Source organism: Tenacibaculum gallaicum (assembly GCF_003387615.1).
GTDB classification, from domain to species: domain Bacteria; phylum Bacteroidota; class Bacteroidia; order Flavobacteriales; family Flavobacteriaceae; genus Polaribacter; species Polaribacter gallaicus.
This window is the reverse complement of sequence record NZ_QUNS01000003.1, coordinates 213,828-237,670: the sequence shown is the minus strand read 5'-3', so window position 1 is coordinate 237,670 and position 23,843 is coordinate 213,828. Positions and strand designations below refer to the sequence as shown.

Sequence of the window (23,843 nt, the reverse complement as noted above, 5' to 3'; positions counted from 1 at the left end):
AGTTTAAAATGATTATTTTTAATGTGTTTACAGGTATGACAGCTACATCTAAAAAAAGGTTACAGAAAATTTTTATTTTTTTTAATGAATAGTTGTAACCTTTTTTAACTAGTTACAGTCATAGTATAAAACGACTATTATTAACGATCAAACTTATATAGATAAAATCCTTAGAGGAGATGCTAATGCTTATGCTTTTTTAGTTGAAAAGTATAAAGTAATGGTGTTTTCGTTGGCGTTAAAAATGGTAAAGAGTAGAGAAGAGGCTGAAGAAATATCACAAGATACTTTTATAAAAGCTTACAAGAATTTAAGCAAGTTTAAAGGAGAGTCAAAGTTTTCTACTTGGTTGTATAAAATAACGTACAGAACTTGTTTAGATAGCTTTAAAAAGAATAAAGAGAAGTATAATACTGATACAATTGATGAGATAACGATCAATAGAATTAAATCTACTGATAGTATTTTAGAGGGTATTGAACGAAAAGAACGAGCAGAAGTGATAAATAAGTGTTTGTTAAGTTTGCCAGAAGAGGAGCGTTCTATTTTATGGATGTTTTATTTTGAAGAATTAAGTTTGAAGGAAATAGTAGAAGTAACCGATTTCTCTGAAGCGAATGTTAAAGTAAAATTACATAGAGCTAGAAAGAGTTTATTGAGTATAGTAGAAAAAAATGTAGAACCTGAATTGATAAATCATTATGGGAGAAAATAAAGATATTAAAGAGTTGGATGCTTTTGCAAAAAAGTACATCAACGAAATAGGAGAGGCAACACCATCTATTGATTTTACAGCAAATATTATGGATGCTATTGTACAAGAAGAGCAATCTTCTATTTATAAAGTAGCACCATTAATATCAAAAAAAGTATGGTTTGTATTAGTAGCTATATTAGCTGTTAGTATTTTATATGTTGCTAAAGTAACCCCATCAAGCTGGTTGAAAATTCCAGAGTTAAAAATGGATTATTTATCGAATATTCAATTGCCAAATTTATTTGAAAGTATAACTGTATCTAACCTTATGTTATGTGCTTGTTTCTTTTTTACCATAATGGTATTTATACAAATATACTTTTTGAAAAATCATTTTACTAGAAATTTTAATAGATAAAAAAATCCGCTTTGAATTTTCAAAGCGGATTTTTTTATCTATTAAAGTAGTGAGGTTAGTTTTGAGAAGTAATCCAGTTGTCAATTTTGTTTTCTAAAAGTGCTAGAGGAATACATCCAGTTTCTAAAACTTGGTTGTGGAATTCTTTAATGTCGAATTTATCACCTAATTCCTTTTTGGCCTTTGCTCGTAATTCACGGATTTTTAATTGTCCGATCTTATATGATAAAGCTTGCCCAGGATTTGCCATATAACGTTCAATTTCAGAAATAATACTAGCTTCGCTTTCAGCTTCATTATCTAATGAATATTGAATTGCTTTTTCACGACTCCAACCTTTAGCATGTAGTCCAGTATCAACAACTAAACGAATTGCTCGGTGCATTTCCATTCCTAACATTCCGAAGTATTGATACGGGTCGGTATATAAACCTAATTCTTTTCCTAAATTTTCGGTATACAATGCCCAACCTTCACCGTATGCACTGTACCATAAGGTTTTTCTAAAGTCTGGCAATTCTTCGTTTTCTTGAGTTAATGAAATTTGATAATGGTGTCCCGGAATAGCCTCGTGTAAAAATAAAGCTTCATCAGAAAATACGTTGTATTTAGTTGCATCGGGAATTGGCGTGTAGAAAACACCTGGGCGAGTACCATCTAACGAACCAGGGTTATATTCAGCACTTGCTGAAGCTTCTCTGAATTTTTCAGTTTGCTTAACTACAAAAGGAGTTTTTGGTTTGTTACCAAATAACTTTTCTAATTGTGGCTTCATTTTTTCGTGAATTGCATTAAAGTTATCGATGATTTGTTGCGATTCAGTATAAGGCATTAACTCTTTGTTATTGCGAACAAAATCAAAGAATTCTTTTAAATTTCCTTCAAAACCAACTTGCTCTTTTACCTTTTCCATTTCTGATAAAATTCGAGCAACTTCTTTTAGCCCTAACTCATGAATTTCACCAGCAGTCATGTTAGTAGTTGTGTAGTTTTTAATAGCATGTAGGTAATATGTTTTTCCGTTAGGAATATCAGAAATACCACTACTTTCTCTACCGGCTGTTAAATAATCATTTTTTAAAAACTCGTGCATTGCTTTGAATGAAGGAATTAATTTATCATTCAGTATATTAGTATAAGCTTCTGTTAATCTTGTTTTATCAGCATCCGAAAAATCAGTTGGTAAAGCGTTTATTGGAGAATAAAATAAATGTTCAGAAAAATCAGTAATTCCTTCAGAGGATGTTTTTACAACAGTTAAGCTTTCGAATTGAGGAATTACTTTCTTAATTAATGATTTAGGCAATACATATCCTTCATTAATACCTTGTTGCATACGCTTTTTAGCTGATTGTAACCATGTGTTGTACTTGTCTAATCTACTTAACCAATTGTCATAATCTTCCACTGTTTTAAACGGTTGTGCACTGCTACCACTTGCCAATTGTCCTATGGTAAGGTTAATTGTCCACATTTGGTTAATAGGCATTAATAAGTCGTTTTTATAGCTAGCTTGAGCCAATGCCATATCGCAATCCCAAGCCAATACAGCTTTGCTCATTTGTTGACTTTCAGTTAAGTCAGTATCGTTAAAGTTGTTAAGTTTTTTTTTGTAATTTTTAAAAAACTTATTACTTTTTGCTTGATATTCGTCAGACAACGTATTAGGAAATTGATCGTTAAAACGATTGTCTCCGGCAAAAGTAGCGCTTATAGGGTTTAATTGTAGTTTACCTTCGTTGTAATCTTTTAATAACTGATTGAATTCAGTATTTTCTGGAGTAGGGGTGCTTACTGCTTCCTTTTTTTCTAGCTTACAAGAAACTAGGAAAGTAGCTGTGGCTACTATAATTAAGAGGATTTTTTTCATGGTTTTGTTTTTATAGCTAACAAATATATCAAAAATAAAACCTCTCTGTTTTCACAAAGAGGTTTTGAATATTGATATGTGATACTGAAACAAGTTGTTCAGCATAACATTTTGTTACTTAATTAGTTCGTAAGAACGTTTGATAAAGTTAGTTAAATCTTCACCGTGTAATAGGTTTTGAGATAATTTGGCTAAATCGAAAGCTTGTGAAACTAATTGTTTTTGCTTGTCTTCATTAGCAGTTAAGATTTCTGATACTAACTCGTGATTAGTGTTCACTACTAAGTTGTACATTTCTGGCATGTTACCCATTCCCATCATTCCACCACCACCAGTAGCGCTCATTTCTTTCATACGACGCATAAATTCTGGTACAGTGACTAAGAAAGGAGAAGCACTTGAATCCATAGCTTCTAATTGTACCGTATAACTTGAGTTATTTACAGCGCCTTCGATAACTGGCTTTAATTTCTCTTTTTCTTCATCAGAAAGTTTAGAAATTACCGTATCGTCTTTCTTAATTAAATTATCAACATGATCAGCATCTACACGCTTAAACTGTACTTTTGCATCACCAGATTCAGTTTCTAATTTTTGCATTAAATGTGGAACAATTGGAGAATCTAATAACAATACTTCATATCCTTTAGCTTTTGCATCTTCGATATAACTGTGCTGTGCATCTTTGTTTGCTGCATATAAAACAATGTGGTTACCATCTTTATCTGTTTGAGAATCTTTTGTTTTTTCAACTAATTCATCAAACGTAAAGAATTTGCCGTCAACAGTTGGGTATAAGGCAAATTTCTTTGCTTTACTGAAGAATTTTTCTTCTGATAACATTCCGTATTCAATAATAACTTTAATGTCGTTCCACTTTTGTTCAAAGTCTTCGCGGTTGTTTTTGAATAAAGAAGAAAGTTTATCAGCTACTTTTTTAGTAATGTATCCAGAAATCTTTTTAACAGCTCCATCTGCTTGTAAATATGAACGAGAAACGTTTAGTGGAATATCTGGTGAGTCAATTACACCTTTTAACATTTGTAAGAAATCAGGAACAATTCCCTCTACATTATCTGTTACAAATACTTGGTTTTGGTATAATTGAATCTTATCTTTTTGCATATCCAAGTTTTGCGTTAACTTAGGAAAGTATAAAATTCCTGTTAAGTTGAATGGATAATCTACATTTAAGTGAATGTGGAATAGAGATTCCTCAAATTGCATTGGATACAATTCACGGTAGAAGTTTTTGTAATCTTCATCTTCTAAATCTGCTGGTTTTTTAGTCCATGCAGGATTTGTATTATTGATGATATCATCTACTTCAATTTGCTTGTGAGGTTCAGTAACTTCTTTACCGTCTTCGTCTTTAGTTGTTTGTGGGGTGAAGTCAGGGTCGTTTATTTTCTTGGTTCCAAATTTAATTGGTACTTGGTTAAAACGATTGTACTTAGTTAGTAATCCACGGATTTTACCTTCTTCTAAAAACTCTGTAGAATCTTCAGCAATGTGTAATACGATCTCTGTACCTCTGTCAGCTTTGTCATGTTCTACTATAGTATATTCAGGAGAACCATCACAAATCCAGTGAGCAGCAGGCTCATCTTTAAATGATTTAGTAAAAATTTCTACTTTATCAGCAACCATAAATGCAGAATAGAAACCTAGTCCGAAATGACCAATAACGCCTGTTTCGTTTTTATCATCTTTGTACTTTTCTAAGAACTCTTCAGCTCCTGAAAAGGCAATTTGATTAATGTATTTTTCAACCTCATCTAGGGTCATACCTAAACCTTGGTCTTTAATGGTTAAGGTTTTCGCGTCTTTATCAACGCTGATTTCAATTTTAGCATCACCTAATTCTGTTTTTGCTTCACCAATAGAAATAAGATGTTTTAATTTAGTAGTAGCATCTGTTCCGTTAGAAATTAACTCACGTAAAAAGATTTCGTGATCAGAATACAAGAATTTTTTAATCAGTGGAAATATATTTTCAACCGATACATTAATGTTTCCTTTACTCATAATTTTATATTTTATTTGATATTATTTTCTGATGAATAGAGTAGTCAAAAAAAATACCAAATAACTTTTTATGACAAACTGACACTTTTTGTGCAGACTATATAAAATTCATACTTTTACAGGCTTTTAATTTGTTAATATTAAAATAACCAACATAAAAATATATGTATAACTCAAAAATTACAGGATTAGGTTATTATGTTCCTGAGAACGTAGTGACTAACGATGACTTGACTCAGTTTATGGAGACGAGCGATGAATGGATTCAGGAAAGAACTGGTATCAAGGAACGTCGTTGGATTGACCCAAAAACTTCTGATGATTCAACATCAGTTATGGGGGCAAAAGCTGCAAAAATAGCTATTGAGCGTGCTGGTTTAACAAAAGATGATATTGATTTCATCGTTTTTGCTACGTTGAGTCCTGAATTATATTTCCCAGGAGGTGGTGTACAAATTCAAGATTTACTTGATATGCCAACAATTGGTGCGTTAGATGTACGTAACCAGTGTTCAGGTTTTATTTACGCAATGTCGGTTGCTGATCAGTTTATAAAAACAGGGATGTATAAAAATGTACTTGTAATCGGTTCTGAAAATCACTCAGGAGGTTTAGAACGTTCTACACGTGGTCGTGGTGTTACAGTAATTTTTGGTGATGGAGCAGGTGCTGCGGTATTATCACGTAGTGAAGAAGAGGGAAAAGGAATCTTATCATCACATTTACATTCAGAAGGGAAGTATGCTAAAGAGTTAGTGTTAGAAGGACCTTCTACTGGACGTTGGGTACCGGAGATAATAGAAGCAAATGATCCTGAGGATACTTCATATTACCCATATATGAATGGTCAGTTTGTGTTTAAACATGCAGTAGTTCGTTTTTCGGAAGCTATTGTTGAAGGTTTACAAGCAAACGGATTACAAAAAGAAGATATTGACATGTTAATTCCGCATCAAGCGAATTTACGTATAGCACAATTTATCCAAAAGAAATTCCAGTTGTCAGATGATAAGGTGTATAATAATATAATGAAGTATGGTAATACTACTGCGGCTTCAGTTATTATTGCGCTAACAGAGGCTTGGGAGAAAGGAAAAATAAACGATGGAGATTTAGTAGTCTTGGCTGCTTTTGGTAGCGGATTTACTTGGGGGTCGGTAGTGATTCGTTGGTAGTTTATTTACATATAAAATAAAAAATCCGAAGTTTTAACTTCGGATTTTTTATTAAAACATGCCTCCTTGAGCTTCATTACTATCTCTATACTTTCTGCCTTTACTTTTGTTTTTACCGCTTCCAAAATTATAGGAAAAGCCTAGATAAATTGAGTTGTACTCCAATGTATACTTTCCTTTTTGTATAAACGGGGTATTTGAGGTGTAATCAAAATTTACATTATTAAAAATGTCAGTACCTCTTAAAGTCAAACTTCCTTTACCATCAAATATTTTTAATCTTGCACCTATGTTAACCATAGTGTAAGGTTGCACTGAATATTGAATATTTTCGCTTTTACCTCTAAAAACTCCTGATAATTGGAAACTTAATTTTTTAGAAGCTTTAAAGGAGTTACTTATTCGCCCTTTTACTAACGTATTTTTAACTGTTTCTAAGTTGTTGTTTAGTATTCCTTGAGAGTCTTGTATATAAGTTTCAAAAGAAGGTCTAAGTGTCCACCATTTTAGAGGTTTAAAGCTAGCTGAAAGTTCAATACCATAACTATCAGCGAAGTCATAATTGGTAAAAGAACTAATAGTTCTATCAGGGTTTTGATTGTCTTGTTGTAATAATCGACCAATTTTATCATTTGTTCTTCGATAAAATGTACCGAAAGATACATAACCTTTAGTAATCGTCTTAGTATAGTTAAGTTCCAAAGAGTTTGTAAATTGTGGTTGTAAGTTTAAATTTCCTTTCGATATAGTTAGGGGTGAAAACCATTCTTGAATAGGGGTTACTTGATATGCAGAAGGTCTATCAACTCTTCTACTATATGCAAATTGTAAATTGTCTTTTTTAGTAAAGTTATAGGTGATTGATGCAGAAGGATACCAGCTAAAAATATTATCTTTTAAAGATGTGTTTCCTTGTTCAGTATTTGAAAAAAGAGCATTTAAGTTAAACTGTTCTAATCGAATTCCTGTTTGAATAGCAAACTTATTGAATTTCTTATTAAAATTGATATATCCAGAGTAGATTGAACGGTCGTAGTCTAAATAAGTATTTCCAACAGGTTGTAGTGTAGCAGAATCGTTTATTGCTTCTCTGTCTGTGAGTATTTGATTATAAAAATCTTGCTTTCTGAATTCAATTCCAAACTCTAGTTTTCCAGATTTTATAGGTTTTACATAATCAATATTTAATAACCATAACTTTCGTGTGTCTTTTATATTGTTTGTGTAATTGTATTCTTTTGAATTAGGGGTGATAAATTCTTCGTTGGTAGTTTTTTCTGGGTTTTTTGTTGTAGAGTGATTGAATTCAATTTCTAAATTTTGGCCTTTGTCATCAAAATGATAAACATAATCAATATTGTAGGTTCTGTCTTTTTGATTATAATCAGAAAAACTTTTATTATCAAATATTAACGAGTTGTTTTCATGAACAAGAGTGTTTGTAATTAAACTATTGTTATCAAAGTTCTGAGACGTGTACATAGATAATACACTTTTTGAAGTAATATCTATATCTACACCAAATTTAATATTGTGATTGACTGATGCACTCAAAAAATCAATATTTTGAGTTAAGTCAATGTCGGTTCTTTCTAAATCATTAAAGGTTTCATAATCACCCCAACTTGCATTGTAATTTAAGTGAAAATTGGTAATTCCAGTTTTATAGTTTGTATTTAAGGAAATTTCGGGTCTTAGATTTCTACTTTGAGTTGCACCAACAGATAAATTTCCGTTAAAACCAATTTTAGTATTTTTTTTAAGAATTAAATTGATGATACCACTCATACCTTCTGGAGTGTGTTTTGCCGATGGGTTTGTAATTATTTCAACACTTTTTACTGAATTGGAAGGTATTTGCTTTAACAACTGAGCTGTACTTATGTTGGAGGGTTTTCCGTTTACTAAAACTCTAACATTTTCATTTCCTCGTAAACTTATAGTGCCAGAAAGTTGGTTAATGTCTATAGAAGGAATATTTTCAAGCATTTCTAAAGAAGTTGCGCCAGTTGCTGTTAGGTCATTACCTACATTAATAACTTTTCTGTCAATTTTTTGAATAATGGTTGAAGTTTCTCCTTGTATTTCAACTTCATCCAATTGAGTAGTGTTTTCTTCGAGAAAAATTGTTTCTATTTTATTATGCTCTTTTAAGTTAATTTTCTTTTCAAAGGTTTTATAACCAATAAACTGAAAAGATAAGAGTAAACTATCTTTTGGAAGTTTTTCAATTTTAAAATTACCATTTTTGTCAGAAATACTACCTGTTAGTATTTTGTTAGAAGTATTTTTACAGGTAATGGTAACAAAAGGTAACGGGTGGTTGTTTTTTTTGTCTAAAATGGTTCCTGTAAGCTGCAAGTTTTGTGCTTGACAAAAATAAGTACCTAGGAATGAAAGTAATATTAGCAATCTTTTCATGTGTTGAAGGGAATGAAATTGCGCTAAAAATAAAAAAAACGAAGTATTTAACTTCGTTTTTTTTCAAATAATTAATAAAAACTTATTTTATAAGAAGCCTCCGCCTCCTTGTTTTTCATTGTTATCACGTTGTTTTCTAGAACGAGCTTTGTTTTTACCTCCGCCAAATCTATAGTTGAAACCAATATAAGCAGTTCTGCTTTCCCATTTGAAACGTCCGTTTTGAACGAAAGGTCTTTCAGAGTTAAATTTAAATCTCATATCGTTAAAGATATCATTTACTCTAAAGTTAATGTTTCCTTTTCCTTTAAGTATGCTGTAATTAGCACCAACGTTAACCATTTTCATAGGTTCTACATTCCATTGAATATCTTCCCTAGGACCTCTATACATTGCAAATAATTGTAAACGTAATTTTTTAGATATTGTAAAACTATTACTTATACGTGCGTTAAAAATATCTGTTTTAACTTCGGTAGTTGGAGCGTTCGGGTCACTTAAATCTGTAGTTCCAAATTGTTTTTGAGAATAGTAATCCATACTAGCGTTAGCTCTCCACCATTTCGCAATTTTATAACTAGCAGAGAACTCTAATCCATAAGCATCTGTGTCATCAAAATTAGCAAAAGTTAATATTTGTCTAGTGTTTGTTTCATCTAAAGGGTCCATGTAAGTAGCTCTATTCATTACATCGGTGATGTTTCTATAAAAACTACCTAATGTTATCGATCCACCTTTTATCTTTCTGGTGTAATTAAATTCAACCGAATTTGTAAATTGAGGCACGAGGTCAGGGTTACCTACAGAAGTAATTAAAGGAGTACTCCATTCTCTAATAGGGTTTACTTGTTGTATTCCTGGTCTGTCTACTCTTTTACTATAACTTAGCTGAAATTGATCATCATCATTAGGGTTGTAAGTGAAAAAAGCAGAAGGATATACACTAAAAATATCATCAGTAACTTTGTCGTTCTTTTCAACACCATTTTCATCCAATCCTGTAAAGTTCCCTTCAATTTCATATTGTTCAAAACGTGCTCCTAACTGCATAGATAGTTTACCAAACTGGTGACCATAGTTTACATAAGCTGAATAGATATCTCTGTCATAACTAAAATAAGAGTCTCCTACGTCTCTAAATGTTTCATTACCATTAATATCTTGTAATACAATTTGTTGGTTTGTAAGGTTAATGTTACCTGTACTGTTTACTCGATACTCTAAACCTAATTCAAGTTTACCGTTTTTAGAGATTGGATTTGTATAATCTAAATTTAATAATGTACTTTTTCGATTATTATTAATATCATTGAAGTAATCAGGTTGAGTACCTTCAAAGAAATAGTTATTTAAATAGTTTGGTGCATTGTTTTTAGAATAGTTAGCCTCAAACTCAATAGAGTGACCTTCTTTGTCAAAATCGTGTTTGTAATTTACATTATAAGCTTGGTTGTGACTTTCACTCGTTTGTGTATTAGGGGAATGCTCTATTAAATCACCATTATTATCTGTAATTATAGCACGTCCGCTAGCATTACTGTCAAACCAGTTTTGAGTAGTGTAAAGAGATAAAGTGTTTTTATCATCCAAATAAATATCAGCTCCAATTTTAAATAAGTGAGATTCATTGTCATTTGTAAAAATGAAATCTTGGTTGTTAACTCCGGGCCTATTTACATAACCAAAGTTGTAGCGATCTCCACCATTAAATCCATAATTACCAAAAAAGTTAACTTTTCCTGTTTTATAGTTCATATTTGTTGAAGCGTTGTAACGAACATAATGACCAGCTTCAACACCAGTGTTTATAGAGCCATTAAAGCCCATGTTGGCATTTTTATTAAGTATTATGTTGATAATACCACTCATTCCTTCAGGGTTGTATTTAGCAGAAGGATTGGTAATTAACTCAACACTTTTAATTGATGTAGAAGGAATTTGTTTTAATAATTCAGAGGCAGGAATGTTGGTAGGTTTTCCATCAACTAATACACGTACATTTTCGTTACCACGCAAGCTAATATTGCCTGATTGGCTATCAACACTTACTGATTGTACGTTGTTTAATAACTCAGAAGCAGTAGCACCTGCAGATGTTAAATCTTTACCAACATTAATAACTTTTCTATCTACTTTTTGAGTTACAGAAGAAGTTTCTGCACGAATTTCAACTTCATCTAAAGTTGTGCTATCTTCCTCTAGAGAAATGGTTCCCAAATTAACTTTGTTTGATTTACGGCTTACAGAAATAGGTTTAGAAAACGTTTTATATCCTATAAACTGAACTTCAACAATGCTATTTCCTTCAGGAATGTTTTTTATAGAGAATAGTCCGTTATCATCTGTAATTCCACCAGTAATAATTTTTTTGGCAGCATCTTTGATTATAATATTTACGTAAGGAAGAGGTTGTTTGGTTATTTGATCAACTACCTTACCAGTAATAGTGCCTGGTTTAGGTAGGCTACTTTTAGGCATTTGTGCATATATACTTGTAGTAAATACAGCTAAAAGTATTAGTAATATGTTTTTCATTTTTGTTGTTTTTGAATTGTTTTGATGCTTAATAGACTCTTTATTACCTAAATTTGTTACTTAGTTTAAGAGAGTTTAACGTATTATTAACAGAAAATGAAAAAACGTACTTTGGTATTGGGAGCTTCTTTAAAGCCCTCTAGGTACTCTAATATTGCTATTAAAAGGTTAAGAGATAGTGGTATAGAAACTGTAGCAATAGGTTTACAAAAAGGAAGTGTAGCAGATGTTACTATTGAAACAGAAAATGTTTTTTTTGAAGATGTTGATACTGTGACCTTATATTTAAACCCGGAGCGTCAGAAATTATATTATGATTATATAATCGGTTTGCAACCTCGTAGGGTAATCTTTAATCCAGGTACTGAAAACACAGAGTTTATAAAGCTGTTAAAAGAGAATAGTATTGAAAGTGAAGTAGCTTGTACTTTGGTACTTTTATCAACAAAGCAGTATTAATTTAAAATCTCCACTGGAAAAGAATTAGTGCTATATCGTTTTCCCGCTTCAGCTAATTCAGTGTTCTTGAAAACTGTTTGAGCTTCTACTTTAAAATCGTTAATGTTTTTATATCTGCTAGAGTAATGTCCAATAATTAACTTATTCGCATTTGCTTGATTAGCAATATAAGCTGCTTGTTCTGCTGTAGAGTGTTTTGTTTTATCACACAAATCTTCTCTATCTTTTAAAAATGTAGCTTCATGGTATAGCAAGTCTACATTCTTAATTATAGGAACAATATCTGGCTTGTATTCGGTATCACTACAAAAAGCAAAACTTAAAGGTTTAGGCGGATCAATAGTTAACTCTTCATTCGAAACTATCTCCCCTGTAGAAAGAGTAAAGTCTTTACCAGCTTTTATATTATGAAAGTCACAAGTTTCTATTTCATCATATTGCTGAATATTTTCAATATGTAACTTTCTAAGTTTTGGTTTTTCAGTAAATAAAAAACCATTAGTGTATATTCTATGATTTAAAGGAATCGTTTTTACGGAAACTTTATCATCTTCAAAAATAAGTTGACTTTCTTTAGATTCTAATTCATGAAAAATAATGGGATATTTAGTCCACGATTTAGAAACTTTTAACTGAATTGTTGTTGCTTCTTTGATTCCTTTAGGACCATAAATATGGAGCTCTTTTTCTCTGTTTAAAATTCCAAAAGTAGCAATGAGTCCAACTAAACCAAAAAAGTGATCACCATGTAAATGAGAAATAAAAATATGGTTGATTTTAGAAAAACCAACCTTATACTTTCGCATTTGACGTTGTGTACCTTCACCGCAATCAATTAAAAAATGACGATTGTTAATTTCTAAATATTGGGCGGTAGGGTAGGCGTTAACTCTTGGGGTAGCAGAATGACAACCTAAAACAGTTAAGTGTAAACTCATTTATTTAATTACAAAGCGTTTTGAAATTATTTCCTTATTACTTTGTATTGCATAAATATACATTCCAGATTTTAAGTCGTTACGTTGAAACGGAAAAGAGTTACGTCCCTTAACCACTTTAAGCTCTTTATTATAAACAGTTTTACCCAATACATTTCTAACAGTTAAAATAACTGTTTGATTATGTTTAGCATTAAAGTAAATAGTAGTGTTGTTCGTAAATGGGTTAGGGGATGCTATTAACTTATCGATTGATTTTTCCTGAGAAAAACCAACTGAAATAGCTAAGAAAAAAGTTATAAAAAGTATTTTTTTTATCATAAATTATCTTTTAGGGGATGGATAATTATTAAAAATATAAGGTTAAAAACCTAAATCACGTTGAATATTCTCCATTTCAATAACATCTTCTGCTTCTACTAAAGTAGGAACAATGTTAAATGTTTCAGGAAAATCATCAATAATAACATCTTTAGAGACAACTACAAAAGATGTGCCATTGTTCTGATGCTCATGAGCGTATTTCAAAAATAATAAAATATTTTTGTTAGAGGCATTAAATTCTTCTGAAATTTGAATAATCAGGTTTTTTCCTATAAGGTTTACATGTTCATTTTCAAAGTTTTTTACAAAACTAAAAAACGTTTTTTCATCAGAAGTAATTAAAGTGTAATCAGTTTTATCTGTTATGTTCATGATTATCTTTTTATTTGTTGTGCTAACAAATAAATAACAGCCATACGAACAGCAACTCCATTTTCTACTTGGTTTAGAATAATTGATTGATCACTGTCGGCAACATCACTTGTTAGTTCTACACCTCTATTAATAGGTCCTGGGTGCATAATGACAATTTTTTTGTCTAGATTATCTAATATTTCTTTATTAATACCAAAAAGCTGTGTGTATTCTCTAGTTGATGGAAAATATTTAATATCCATACGTTCGTGTTGCACACGTAATACGTTAGCAACATCACACCATTCTAAAGCTTTTTTAAGATTGGTTTCTACTTCAACACCTAAACTAGAAATATATCTAGGAATTAAGGTACTAGGCCCGCAAACTTTTACCTCAGCTCCTTGTAATTGTAGCGCAAAAATATTTGATAAAGCAACACGTGAATGTAACACATCACCAACAATTACAATTTTCTTTCCTTTTAAGTCACTGTTTAAGGCTTCCCTCATAGAAAAGCTATCTAATAGTGCTTGGGTAGGATGTTCGTGTGTACCATCACCGGCATTAATAATTTTAGCATCTACATGATTTGATAAGAAAATTCCAGCTCCTACATTAGAATGACGCATCACAACAATATCAACTTTCATTGATAAAATATTGTTTACAGTATCAATTAAGGTTTCTCCTTTTTTTACAGAAGATTGTCCTGCAGAAAAATTAATAACATCTGCTGATAAACGTTTTTCGGCTAATTCAAAAGAAAGTTTCGTACGTGTACTATTTTCAAAAAATAAATTGGCAATGGTAATATCACGTAACGAAGGAACCTTTTTTATAGGTCGGTTAATGACTTCTTTAAAATGAGCAGCAGTTTCAAAAATAAGCTCAAGGTCATTTTTGTTAAGGTATTTGATTCCTAATAAATGTTCAACGCTTAACTGCTTCATCTTAGTTTGTTTTTTTAATCATAACTAATCAAGCTTTGAGGGCTTGGGTTCAAGGTAAATTGTGTCTTCTTTATGAGTTTCTTGCCAGTTAACAACTACTTTTTCTTCATTAATGGCGTCTACTTGTCTTCCTCGATAATTAGGTTGAATTGGTAAGTGGCGGCTAAAACGACGATCAATTAACACCAACAATTCAATATTATCAGGTCTTCCGTACGACTGTAGCGCTGTTAAAGCACTTCGAACACTTCTTCCTGAAAATAATACATCATCGATAATTACGACCTTTTTACCTTCAATTAAAAAGTCAATTTGTGTAGAAGTGGCTTCTAAGGGTTCTTCTCTTCTGCGAAAATCATCACGATAAAAAGTAATATCTAGTAAACCTAACTCTAAGTCTTTAATATGATACTCGTCTCTTAATAACTTAGCTAATCGATTTGCTAAATAAGAACCTCTAGGTTGTAATCCTATTAAAACGGTGTTAGAAAAATCGTTGTGATTCTCGATTAACTGACATGCTAATCGATGCAGAATGATTTCAATTTCTTTCGAAGTAAGTAGTGTTTTTCTGCTCATTTGTTGCTACCAAATTGGTTTGATAGTTCAACGTTCAAAATTAAGGCAAAAATTAACGCTGACAAAATTAAACTTAATGAAACCTAAAACTAGGTCTATAAAATTATCTTTACATTTGCGCACTTTTACAAAAGACTCTTAGAAATTATGATGAAATACATTAAAGGTAAGAAGATTAACATAAAAGACGATTCGTTAGCAGGTATAACAGTATCGCTAGCGATGATACCAGAAGTGGTAGCTTTTGCTTTTGTGGCTCAAATTAGTCCTATTGTAGCGCTATTTGGAGCTTTTGTGGTAGGAATTGTTTCCGCAATTTTTGGTGGTAGACCAGGGTTAATTTCTGGTGCAGCAGGTGCTGTGGCTGTAATTTTTGTAAACATGATACAAGAAGGGCATGCCAAAGGATTGTTATTTGATACACCTGTAGAAAACATGGGATACTTTTATTTATTAGCAGCTGTAGTGTTGATGGGAATCATTCAAGTACTAGCAGGAGTTTTTAAGTTAGGGAAATTAGTTAGGTTAATTCCGCACCCAGTTATGATGGGATTTGTAAATGGTTTAGCCGTAGTTATTTTTATTGCACAGTTAGGAATGTTCAAAGAAAATAAGAAGGATGTTTTCGGGCAAAATATGCGTAAAACTGAATCGAAAGAGTTGGTATATAAAGTTGCAGATAATGAGGTACAAGATTTGGTTTCAAATGCTGCGTTGTTTTCAATCAAAGGAAGTTCAATTATCAACAATAAAACAAACCAAGAAGTTTTTGTAAAGTCAGATACGCAAGTCTTTGATGCAAATACAAAAAAGGTGGTTTATAATATAGAAAATAATGGGTTTTATTCAGTAAAAGATAGTGGAGTAGTAAAATCAACTTTACAAGGAACAAAGTTATATACTATGATTGGGTTAGTATTATTAACAATGCTAATTATGTGGTTGCTGCCTAAGCTAACAACGAAGGTACCAGCTGCATTAACTGCTATTTTAATAGTAACGTTTATATCTGTTTTTGGTGGACTAGAGTCTATTAATGTGGGGGCTTTTATTAGAGATGGTGGAGGAGCCGGTTTAAATGGACTTGATGAGATTTCAAAAAAAATGAATTTAGCAGAGCTTTGGAGTAATTTACCATTCAATTTAGATACGTTAAAATTTATCGCTCCGTATGCCTTCTTAGCAGCTTCAGTAGGATTGATTGAAACATTAATGACGATGAACTTAGTGGATGAGTTAACTGACTCTAGAGGTGATGGAAATAAAGAATGTGTAGCACAAGGAGCTGGAAATATGTTAAGTGGATTATTTGGAGGAACAGGTGGTTGTGGTATGATTGGTCAAACTGTAATCAATATTAATGCAGGAGGTAGAGGACGTTTATCAGGAGTTATGATGGCAGTTACCTTATTAGTTTTTATCCTTTTTGCTGATAAGTATATTGAGCAAGTGCCTATTGCTGCTTTAGTAGGAGTAATGTTTATGATGGTGATTGATACATTTGCATGGTCTAGTTTTAGAATTATGAACAAAATACCAAAATCAGATGCGATTGTATTAATTATAGTATCTGCAGTAACAGTAATTTTTGATTTAGCAATTGCTGTATTTGTTGGGGTAATTATTTCAGCATTAGTTTTTGCATGGGAGAATGCGAAGAAAATTAGAGCAAGGAAACGTTTTAAACAAGATGGAACTAAGGTTTACGAAATTTGGGGACCTTTATTCTTCGGAAGTATTACAGCTTTTAATGAAAAGTTTGATATTAAGAATGATCCAGAGAATGTTGAGATTGATTTTGTAGAATCTCGTATTTCCGATCATTCAGCTATTGAAGCTATTTTTATATTAGTTGAAAAGTATCAAAAAGTAGGGAAAAAAGTAACGCTAAAACACTTAAGTGAAGATTGTAAAGTGTTGTTATATAAGGCAAGTCCAATTTTTGCAGATGTTATAGAAGAAGCGGTAGATGATCCTCGTTATCATTTGGCTGCAAACCCCGAAGATTTTCCGAAACCATTATCAGAATATAGTTTCTAAATCGCATAGCGATAGCTAAAGATTTAATTTAGATGCTTGTTTTGAAGTTAAAATAAAAAATCCCGCAATTTGCGGGACTTTTTATTTTTTAACTTTTCTGAAGTGGACTTATAATTTCTACATCACTAAAAGCAATGGCTCCTCTAATCACACTATCAATAGTGCTTTTCAAAGCTTCAATCAATTGCATTTTTAATTGTGATTTATGATAAATAAGGCTAACTTCACGTGCAGGAGAAGGAGTTTCAAATTCTCTTAAATGAGTTTTATCTCGTTCGTTTAAGTCTAAAGTATTTAAGTAAGGAAGTAACGTCATTCCTAAACCGTCTTTAGATAATTTAATCAGTGTATCAAAACTTCCACTTTCTAACTGAAAGTGATGTGTTGAACTTCTTTTATTAGTTCTACAAAGGTTAATTACACTGTCTTTAAAACAATGCCCGTCTTCTAATAATAAAATATCATCAACTTCTAAATCATCAACCTTTAATTTCTTTTGTTTAAATAAACGATGCTCGCTAGGAACCAAGCCAACAAAAGGCTCGTAGTATAAAACTCGTTCTTTAATTGCTTCGTTTTCTAGTGGAGTAGCAGCAATAGCAGCATCAATATAACCATCCATTAATTTCCTAACAATTTCTTCAGTAGTTAACTCTTCAATAACTAATTGAACTTTAGGATAATTTTTACTAAAAGTTTTTAAAAACATAGGAAGTAACGTAGGCATAACCGTAGGAATAATTCCTAATCTAAATTCGCCTCCAACATATCCTTTTTGTTGATGTACAATATCTACAATACGGTTGCTCTCATCAACAATAACCTTGGCTTGTTCCACAATACGTTTACCAACCTCAGTTAATTCAATTGGTTTTTTAGAGCGGTTAAAAATTTTAGCATCTAATTCTTCTTCTAACTTCTGAATTTGCATACTCAAGGTAGGCTGTGTGACAAAGCAATGCTCTGCTGCTACGGTAAAGTTTTTATATTCCGCAACAGCTAGTGTATATTTTAATTGTGTGATAGTCATTTCAATAATAATTTTCGATAAAGATATTAAAACAATCGATTACCTTTATAGTAAAACTGTTAAAACTTGCCTTAAATTTGTAGTAGAAAAAGTAAAAAACTTAAAATCAAAACAATATGTCAACCACAATTTTAGGATTAGATAAACAAAAAACTGAAAATTTAGTGAATGAGTTAAATACATTACTAGCAAATTTTCAAGTGTATTACCAAAATGCAAGAGGATTACACTGGAATATTAAAGGAAAAAACTTCTTTGAGTTACATATGAAGTTTGAGGAGTTTTATACAGATGCACAAGAAAAAGTAGATCTAATTGCAGAACGTATTTTAACATTACAAGGAACACCGTTGCATACTTTTGAGGACTACACTAGTGTATCAAGAGTACCAGTAGGAAAAAATATTTCAAATGATGTTGAAGCGGTGAAATTAATTATTGGTTCATTATCAGAATTATTAAAAATAGAACGTACAATTCTTGATTTGTCAGATGAAGCTGAAGATGAAGGAACAAACTCAATGATGAGTGACTTTATTGCAGAACAAGAAAAAACATTGTGGATGATGAATGCTTGGTTAGGCTAAGAAGATAGTTATCTATGTTTTGGGGATGAAAGAGCAACGTATTTACGTTGCTTTTTTTGTTTTTAATAAAAAAAACGATGTAACCTATTTGCTTTTATGTCGTCCTAAATGTAATAATCATGAAAATAAACCAAATGAAAAACCGAATTCAACTAAAACAAATATTATTCTTCTCTTTATGCTTTTTATTAACAAATTTAGTGTCAGCCCAAAGTTTAACATCAAAGGTTGATGAAATTTTACAAACTCAATTCAAGAATAATGGAACAGGAGCAGTTGCTTTGGTTGCAAAAAAAGGGAATGTTATTTACAGAAAAGCTTTTGGAAAAGCGAACTTAGAGCTTGATGTAAACATGGTGCCAGAAAATGTTTTCGAAGTAGGTTCAATTACCAAACAGTTTACAGCAGTTTCAATACTAATGTTGTTGGAAGAAGGTAAGCTAAGTTTAGAAGACGATATAACTAAGTTTATACCCGATTATCCAACGAAAGGAAAAGAAATTACTGTTCATCACTTATTAACACATACATCAGGGATAAAAAGTTACACTTCAATGCGTAAGTTTGGGGAAGTAATGACAAAAGATGAACCTCCTTTAAAATTTATTGACTTCTTTAAAAATGAACCGATGGATTTTGAACCAGGCGAACAATATAAATACAATAACTCAGGATATTTTATTTTAGGATATATTGTTGAGAAGGTAAGCGAAATGAGTTATCCAAAATTTGTTGAAGAACGAATTTTTAAGAAGCTAAATATGAATTCTTCTTACTACGGAAGTCATACAAAATTGATTAAGAACCGAGCGACAGGGTATCAAGAAAGAGATGGGGAATATTTAAATGCTCAATACATAAGTTTAACATTACCGTATGCAGCAGGGTCAATTATGTCGAATGTAGATGATATGTTACGATGGCAGACAGCAATTCGTAAAAATATTTTAGTAAGAAAAGGAACAATTGATAAAGCTTTTACTAATTATACATTAAATAATGGTAATAAAATAAATTATGGGTATGGTTGGAGTTTTAACGAAATAAATGGTGTACCAACTATTGAACATGGTGGAGCAATTCCTGGGTATAGATCTATGGGAGTATATGTTCCTAGTGAAGAAGTATATGTAATTGTGTTTTCTAATTGTGGAAGTAACTCGCCAACCAATACAGCTATAAAAATAGCAGCTTTGGCTATTGGTAAACCTTTTTCTAAAGGTAGGAATGCTATAGCTTTATCAAAAGAAGAGTTGCAAAAATGGGTAGGTGCTTATAAATTTGAAGATGGAGGAATTCGTTTAATTACGATGGAAAATAACCAACTGTATAGTCAAAGAAAAGGGAGTTCAAGTAAATTTAAGATTTATCCAACTTCACCAAATGAGTTTTCTTTTGAAGACGGATTTTATACATATAAGCTTTTAGAAAAAAAAGGAAAGAAAACAACAATCTTTCAAAACAGAATAAAAAAAGAAAAAGGTGTGTTTACACCTAACCAAAGCTAAAGGCAATAAAAGGAGCAAAAAAGCGAAATTAGAATAAATACTTAATTAAAATCCGAATACTTACAAAGGCAATCAAAATAGCGGTTGCCTTTTTTAGTTGAGCAGGAGTAAAGAATTGATTACTCATTCTACTACCAATTTGACCGCCAATAAAAACGGTAACCAATAAAATAGAGGTTAAACCCCAATCGATAGAAAATTCAGGATTTGTATATTGACCTATCAGTCCAGATATAGAGTTAACCAAAATAAAAAAGCTAGCAGTAGCCGCTATTTTTTTGGGAGTATCCCAGTTGGTTAAATGAAGTAATGGAGCTAAAAAAATACCACCACCAATACCTACCATTCCAGAAACAAAACCAATAACTCCACCATAACCTGCGTTTTTTGTTAAGCTTAAATCAGAAGTTTTGTTATTATTGGTAACTGCTTTATTAGAAACCCACATAGTAATAGCAGCAAAAAGTAACGTAAAACCTAATAGGATAAAGAAAAACGTTTGACTTATACGTAAAAATCCACCCAAAAAAGCCATGGGAATGCTAAATAAAGTGAGAGGAATGACCTTTTTCCAATCATATTGTTTTTGTTGTATATACAGTAAAACATTCCCTGTAACGACCATCACATTACAAAGTAAAGCAGTAGCTCTAATTTGTGTAAAAAGTAACCCAGTAAGTGCTAAAACGGCTAAGTAACTAGAACCTCCTCCAAATCCAACAGAGGAGTATAGAATAGCTACAATAAAAAAAAGTAAGATAATGTACCAGTTAGCACTTAAAACATCTAAGAAAAGAGATATCACCATAGCAAACAAATGTAACTATAAAAGCTTTTTGAAAAAAGTTGAAGATTTACTCTTTTAGAAAAGACTTTTTAAACTGCTGAGGAGTAATCATCTCCATTTTTTTAAACTGTCTGTTAAAGTAGCTAATATTGTTAAAGCCTGATTTGTATGCTATTTCAGAGATTCGGAGGTTTTTAGATTGTTTAATGAGTTTTTTTGAAAATTTAATTTTTTCAGAATTTATATAATCAATAGGAGAGATTCCTAGGGTGTTTTTAAACTTTTTATGAAAATGAGATGTACTCATGCAAGCCTTCTTAGCTAACAATTCTACAGTGATGTCTTTATTAGTAAGATTGTTTTTTATAAACTTAATAACCATACCTATACGTGTATCTGTAAACGTTCCAGAAGGATCATTTAAAATAAAAGCTTTAGCCTTAGTTTGTAATAACCTCACAATAAGTTCTTGTATCATAAGATCAAGAAGAATGTCTTTAGATTTGTTTTGATTGGTAAACGTATGTACCAAACGTCCTACTAAATGATTAATACCCGTATTATGAACAAGGTGAGATGAAGTTTCATTTAGCTTCCAATTATTGTTTTCACGTTCAATAGCTACGTTATGATTAAACTTTTCTACTATCTCGTCAATCTTATCAGAGTCAATACCTAAAGCCAAACATTGAGTAGGGTTATTTTTTTCAGCCAAGGGGAAATCTATAATCATTTCTTTGTTAGTTGGCATTACCACAGATTCACCAGGAAAGAAATCAAAAGGCTCCATGCCTTCTAAATGCATTACTTTTTTTCCGGTAAGCATACTTGCAATCACAGGGAAATCAAAAGTCAAAGAAACCTGTTCAGCACTTTTATGAGTCTCAAAAATATTCAACTCAGCATATTCAGCATTATACGTAGTTCTGTTCTCAATTAAAGTAGTGAGTTTTCTACTTTCTTTATGTCGACTTAATAAATGGTTCATAATCAATAGTACAAAATTCTATCTATGTATTTTTTAAGATAATAGATATGTGTTACAATTTAATAAATACGTTCAATATATTGACTATATGATATTTTAATTTTACAAAAATTACGAAATATTCATTTTTAACATGTGTTAATTAAGGAAGTGTTATTTCGATAGTTGATTTAAGTAAAAAACAAAAATACAAAGTTTTATGAGTTACACGAAACCAAAATTTAAAGACACGTATGCAAATTTTATCAATGGAAAGTTTGTGTCTCCATTAGGAGGAGAATATTTTGAAAATACATCTCCAATTGATAATAGCATTATAGCAAAATATCCTAGATCACAAAAAGAAGATGTTGAATTAGCATTGGATGCAGCAAACGCAGCCAAGGAAAGCTGGGGAAACACTTCAGCTGCAGAACGAGCATCTTTATTAAATAAAGTAGCAGATATTATTGAGGCAAATTTAGAAGAGTTTGCATTAGTAGAAACCTGTGATAATGGAAAGCCAATACGAGAAACATTAAATGCAGATGTTCCTTTAGCGGCAGATCATTGGCGTTATTTTGCTGCAGCAATTAGAGCAGAAGAGGGTAGTGCTACCGAGCTTGACCAAAATACCTTATCAATGAACATTAAAGAACCTTTAGGGGTTGTGGGGCAAATTATTCCTTGGAACTTTCCTCTTTTAATGTTGTCGTGGAAGTTGCCACCAGCATTAGCTACAGGTAACTGTGTAATATTAAAACCAGCAGAGCAAACTCCGTCATCAGCAACATTGTTAATGGAAAAAATAGCGGATGTTTTTCCTCCAGGGGTTATTAATGTAATACATGGTTTTGGTCCAGAGACAGGAAAACCATTAGCATCAAGCCCAAGAATTGATAAAGTAGCATTTACAGGAGAAACTACTACAGGACAGTTAATCATGCAATACGCTTCTAAAAATTTAAACCCAGTAACGATGGAGTTAGGAGGTAAGTCTCCAAATATTTTCTTTAATAGTGTAATGGATGAAGACGATGTATTTTTAGATAAAGCAATTGAAGGAGCGGTGTTATTTGCTTTTAATCAAGGAGAAGTTTGTACCTGTCCTTCACGTATTTTAGTACAAGAAGATATTTATGATAAGTTTATGGAGCGAGTGGTGGCAAGAACAGAAGCAATTGTACAAAACAGTCCGTATGATGTAAATACGATGGTAGGTGCGCAAGCGTCAAACGATCAATATGAAAAAATTCAAGCGTATATTAAAATAGGAAAAGAGGAAGGAGCGAAAGTGCTATGTGGAGGAGAAGCCAATATACTAGAAGGAGAGTTGGCAAATGGATTTTATATTAAACCAACTATTCTAGAAGGACACAATAAGATGCGTGTATTTCAAGAGGAAATTTTTGGACCTGTTGTGTGTGTGACAAAGTTTAAAGACGAAGCTGAAGCGTTAGAAATAGCAAATGATACGATGTACGGATTAGGAGCAGGAGTGTGGACACGAGATGCACATCAGTTATATCAAATTCCAAGAGCTATTAAAGCAGGAAGAGTTTGGGTAAATTGTTACCATGCTTATCCAGCGCATGCACCATTTGGAGGATATAAAAAATCAGGATTTGGTAGAGAAACCCACTTAATGATGATGGATCACTATCGTCAAACTAAGAACATGTTGATATCGTATGATAAAAACAAGTTAGGGTTCTTTTAGTTGTTTGAAAATACTGAGCTTTTAAAGCTCAGTATTTTGTAATTAAAAAATATAATATGCAAAGAGTAGCAATAACAGATGCAGCAAAAGAAATAGTTGAAAAACTAAAAAAGCAACACGATGAATTAATTTTTCATCAAAGTGGAGGGTGTTGTGATGGTTCATCACCAATGATTTTTCCTAAAGATGAAATGTATTTAGATGAAAGTGATATTTTGTTAGGTGTGTTAGATGAAGTTCCTTTTTATATGAATAAAGATCAATATGAATACTGGAAGCACACGCACTTAACCATTGATGTAACTGAAGGAAGAGGATCAAGTTTTTCGTTAGAAATTCCTTTAGGAGTTCGTTTTATTGTGCGTTCACGTTTATTGCAGCAAGAGGATGAAGAGTAGCATATGTTTTAAGAAGAAGAACCAATAAGTTGATAAACAATTAAAAATGATTTAT

21 protein-coding genes are annotated in these 23,843 nt (G+C 31.7%); 9 read left to right on the top strand and 12 right to left on the bottom strand.

Annotation, left to right across the window (positions count from 1 at the left end; all coding sequences use genetic code 11):
- Positions 1 to 136: 136 nt before the first annotated feature.
- On the top strand, positions 137 to 715 hold the full coding sequence (locus tag C7448_RS07945; protein ID WP_262510984.1) for an RNA polymerase sigma factor: 579 nt from the start codon (positions 137 to 139) through the stop codon (positions 713 to 715).
- On the top strand, positions 702 to 1,115 hold the full coding sequence (locus tag C7448_RS07940) for a hypothetical protein (RefSeq protein ID WP_115900831.1): 414 nt from the start codon (positions 702 to 704) through the stop codon (positions 1,113 to 1,115). The genes C7448_RS07945 and C7448_RS07940 overlap by 14 nt, the downstream gene beginning before the upstream one ends.
- A gap of 55 nt (positions 1,116 to 1,170) precedes the next feature.
- Here the strand turns inward: C7448_RS07940 and C7448_RS07935 are convergent, their stop codons facing one another.
- Positions 1,171 to 2,985 (bottom strand): DUF885 domain-containing protein, encoded by a 1,815-nt coding sequence (locus C7448_RS07935; RefSeq protein WP_115900830.1) that lies wholly within the window; start codon positions 2,983 to 2,985, stop codon positions 1,171 to 1,173.
- Between the two features lie 114 nt (positions 2,986 to 3,099).
- The gene (gene htpG, locus C7448_RS07930) at positions 3,100 to 5,013 is read right to left on the bottom strand and encodes a molecular chaperone HtpG (RefSeq protein ID WP_115900829.1); all 1,914 of its coding nucleotides are present in this window, start codon (positions 5,011 to 5,013) and stop codon (positions 3,100 to 3,102) included.
- Between the two features lie 164 nt (positions 5,014 to 5,177).
- On the opposite strand from htpG, the gene C7448_RS07925 reads away from it, so the two are divergent.
- Positions 5,178 to 6,188: a 3-oxoacyl-ACP synthase III family protein gene (locus C7448_RS07925; RefSeq protein ID WP_115900828.1), complete on the top strand. Its 1,011-nt coding sequence runs from the start codon at positions 5,178 to 5,180 to the stop codon at positions 6,186 to 6,188.
- 51 nt (positions 6,189 to 6,239) lie between these two features.
- Here the strand turns inward: C7448_RS07925 and C7448_RS07920 are convergent, their stop codons facing one another.
- A complete protein-coding gene (locus tag C7448_RS07920; RefSeq protein WP_115900827.1) occupies positions 6,240 to 8,609 on the bottom strand; it encodes an outer membrane beta-barrel family protein in 2,370 nt (789 codons plus the stop codon).
- Positions 8,610 to 8,696: 87 nt separating this feature from the next.
- On the bottom strand, positions 8,697 to 11,144 hold the full coding sequence (locus C7448_RS07915) for a TonB-dependent receptor domain-containing protein (RefSeq protein ID WP_115900826.1): 2,448 nt from the start codon (positions 11,142 to 11,144) through the stop codon (positions 8,697 to 8,699).
- A 96-nt stretch (positions 11,145 to 11,240) separates the two neighbouring features.
- Between C7448_RS07915 and C7448_RS07910 the strand changes: the two genes are divergently transcribed.
- A complete protein-coding gene (locus C7448_RS07910; protein ID WP_115900825.1) occupies positions 11,241 to 11,603 on the top strand; it encodes a CoA-binding protein in 363 nt (120 codons plus the stop codon).
- Here C7448_RS07910 and C7448_RS07905 read toward each other — a convergent pair.
- Genes C7448_RS07905 through pyrR form a run of 5 tightly spaced genes read right to left on the bottom strand, consistent with a single transcriptional unit; the run spans position 11,600 to position 14,751 of the window.
- A complete protein-coding gene (locus tag C7448_RS07905; protein WP_115900824.1) occupies positions 11,600 to 12,541 on the bottom strand; it encodes a ribonuclease Z in 942 nt (313 codons plus the stop codon). The genes C7448_RS07910 and C7448_RS07905 overlap by 4 nt on opposite strands.
- Complete coding sequence (locus C7448_RS07900) at positions 12,542 to 12,862, bottom strand: T9SS type A sorting domain-containing protein (protein ID WP_115900823.1); 321 nt, start codon at positions 12,860 to 12,862, stop codon at positions 12,542 to 12,544.
- Between the two features lie 42 nt (positions 12,863 to 12,904).
- Positions 12,905 to 13,237, bottom strand: a complete 333-nt coding sequence (locus C7448_RS07895; RefSeq protein ID WP_115900822.1) for a hypothetical protein — start codon at positions 13,235 to 13,237, stop codon at positions 12,905 to 12,907.
- 2 nt (positions 13,238 to 13,239) lie between these two features.
- A complete protein-coding gene (locus C7448_RS07890) occupies positions 13,240 to 14,172 on the bottom strand; it encodes an aspartate carbamoyltransferase catalytic subunit (RefSeq protein WP_115900821.1) in 933 nt (310 codons plus the stop codon).
- A gap of 24 nt (positions 14,173 to 14,196) precedes the next feature.
- Positions 14,197 to 14,751 carry a bifunctional pyr operon transcriptional regulator/uracil phosphoribosyltransferase PyrR gene (gene pyrR / locus C7448_RS07885; protein WP_115900820.1) on the bottom strand — a complete coding sequence of 185 codons (555 nt, stop codon included), beginning with the start codon at positions 14,749 to 14,751 and terminating at the stop codon, positions 14,197 to 14,199.
- A gap of 147 nt (positions 14,752 to 14,898) precedes the next feature.
- On the opposite strand from pyrR, the gene C7448_RS07880 reads away from it, so the two are divergent.
- On the top strand, positions 14,899 to 16,791 hold the full coding sequence (locus C7448_RS07880; protein WP_115900819.1) for a SulP family inorganic anion transporter: 1,893 nt from the start codon (positions 14,899 to 14,901) through the stop codon (positions 16,789 to 16,791).
- 88 nt (positions 16,792 to 16,879) lie between these two features.
- Here C7448_RS07880 and C7448_RS07875 read toward each other — a convergent pair whose 3' ends face one another.
- On the bottom strand, positions 16,880 to 17,821 hold the full coding sequence (locus tag C7448_RS07875; protein ID WP_115900818.1) for a hydrogen peroxide-inducible genes activator: 942 nt from the start codon (positions 17,819 to 17,821) through the stop codon (positions 16,880 to 16,882).
- Between the two features lie 116 nt (positions 17,822 to 17,937).
- On the opposite strand from C7448_RS07875, the gene C7448_RS07870 reads away from it, so the two are divergent.
- Together C7448_RS07870 and C7448_RS07865 are read left to right on the top strand one after the other, a co-directional pair.
- The gene (locus C7448_RS07870; protein WP_115900817.1) at positions 17,938 to 18,408 is read left to right on the top strand and encodes a Dps family protein; all 471 of its coding nucleotides are present in this window, start codon (positions 17,938 to 17,940) and stop codon (positions 18,406 to 18,408) included.
- 119 nt (positions 18,409 to 18,527) lie between these two features.
- A complete protein-coding gene (locus C7448_RS07865; protein ID WP_245939453.1) occupies positions 18,528 to 19,916 on the top strand; it encodes a serine hydrolase domain-containing protein in 1,389 nt (462 codons plus the stop codon).
- Positions 19,917 to 19,944: 28 nt separating this feature from the next.
- Here the strand turns inward: C7448_RS07865 and C7448_RS07860 are convergent, their stop codons facing one another.
- Together C7448_RS07860 and C7448_RS07855 are read right to left on the bottom strand one after the other, a co-directional pair.
- A complete protein-coding gene (locus tag C7448_RS07860; RefSeq protein ID WP_115900816.1) occupies positions 19,945 to 20,724 on the bottom strand; it encodes a sulfite exporter TauE/SafE family protein in 780 nt (259 codons plus the stop codon).
- A gap of 46 nt (positions 20,725 to 20,770) precedes the next feature.
- Complete coding sequence (locus C7448_RS07855; RefSeq protein WP_115900815.1) at positions 20,771 to 21,691, bottom strand: AraC family transcriptional regulator; 921 nt, start codon at positions 21,689 to 21,691, stop codon at positions 20,771 to 20,773.
- A 199-nt stretch (positions 21,692 to 21,890) separates the two neighbouring features.
- Between C7448_RS07855 and C7448_RS07850 the strand changes: the two genes are divergently transcribed.
- Both C7448_RS07850 and C7448_RS07845 read left to right on the top strand, forming a co-directional pair.
- Entirely contained in the window at positions 21,891 to 23,390 is a 1,500-nt protein-coding gene (locus C7448_RS07850; protein WP_115900814.1) for an aldehyde dehydrogenase family protein, read from the top strand.
- A gap of 56 nt (positions 23,391 to 23,446) precedes the next feature.
- Complete coding sequence (locus C7448_RS07845; protein ID WP_115900813.1) at positions 23,447 to 23,788, top strand: DUF779 domain-containing protein; 342 nt, start codon at positions 23,447 to 23,449, stop codon at positions 23,786 to 23,788.
- Positions 23,789 to 23,843: the final 55 nt, after the last annotated feature.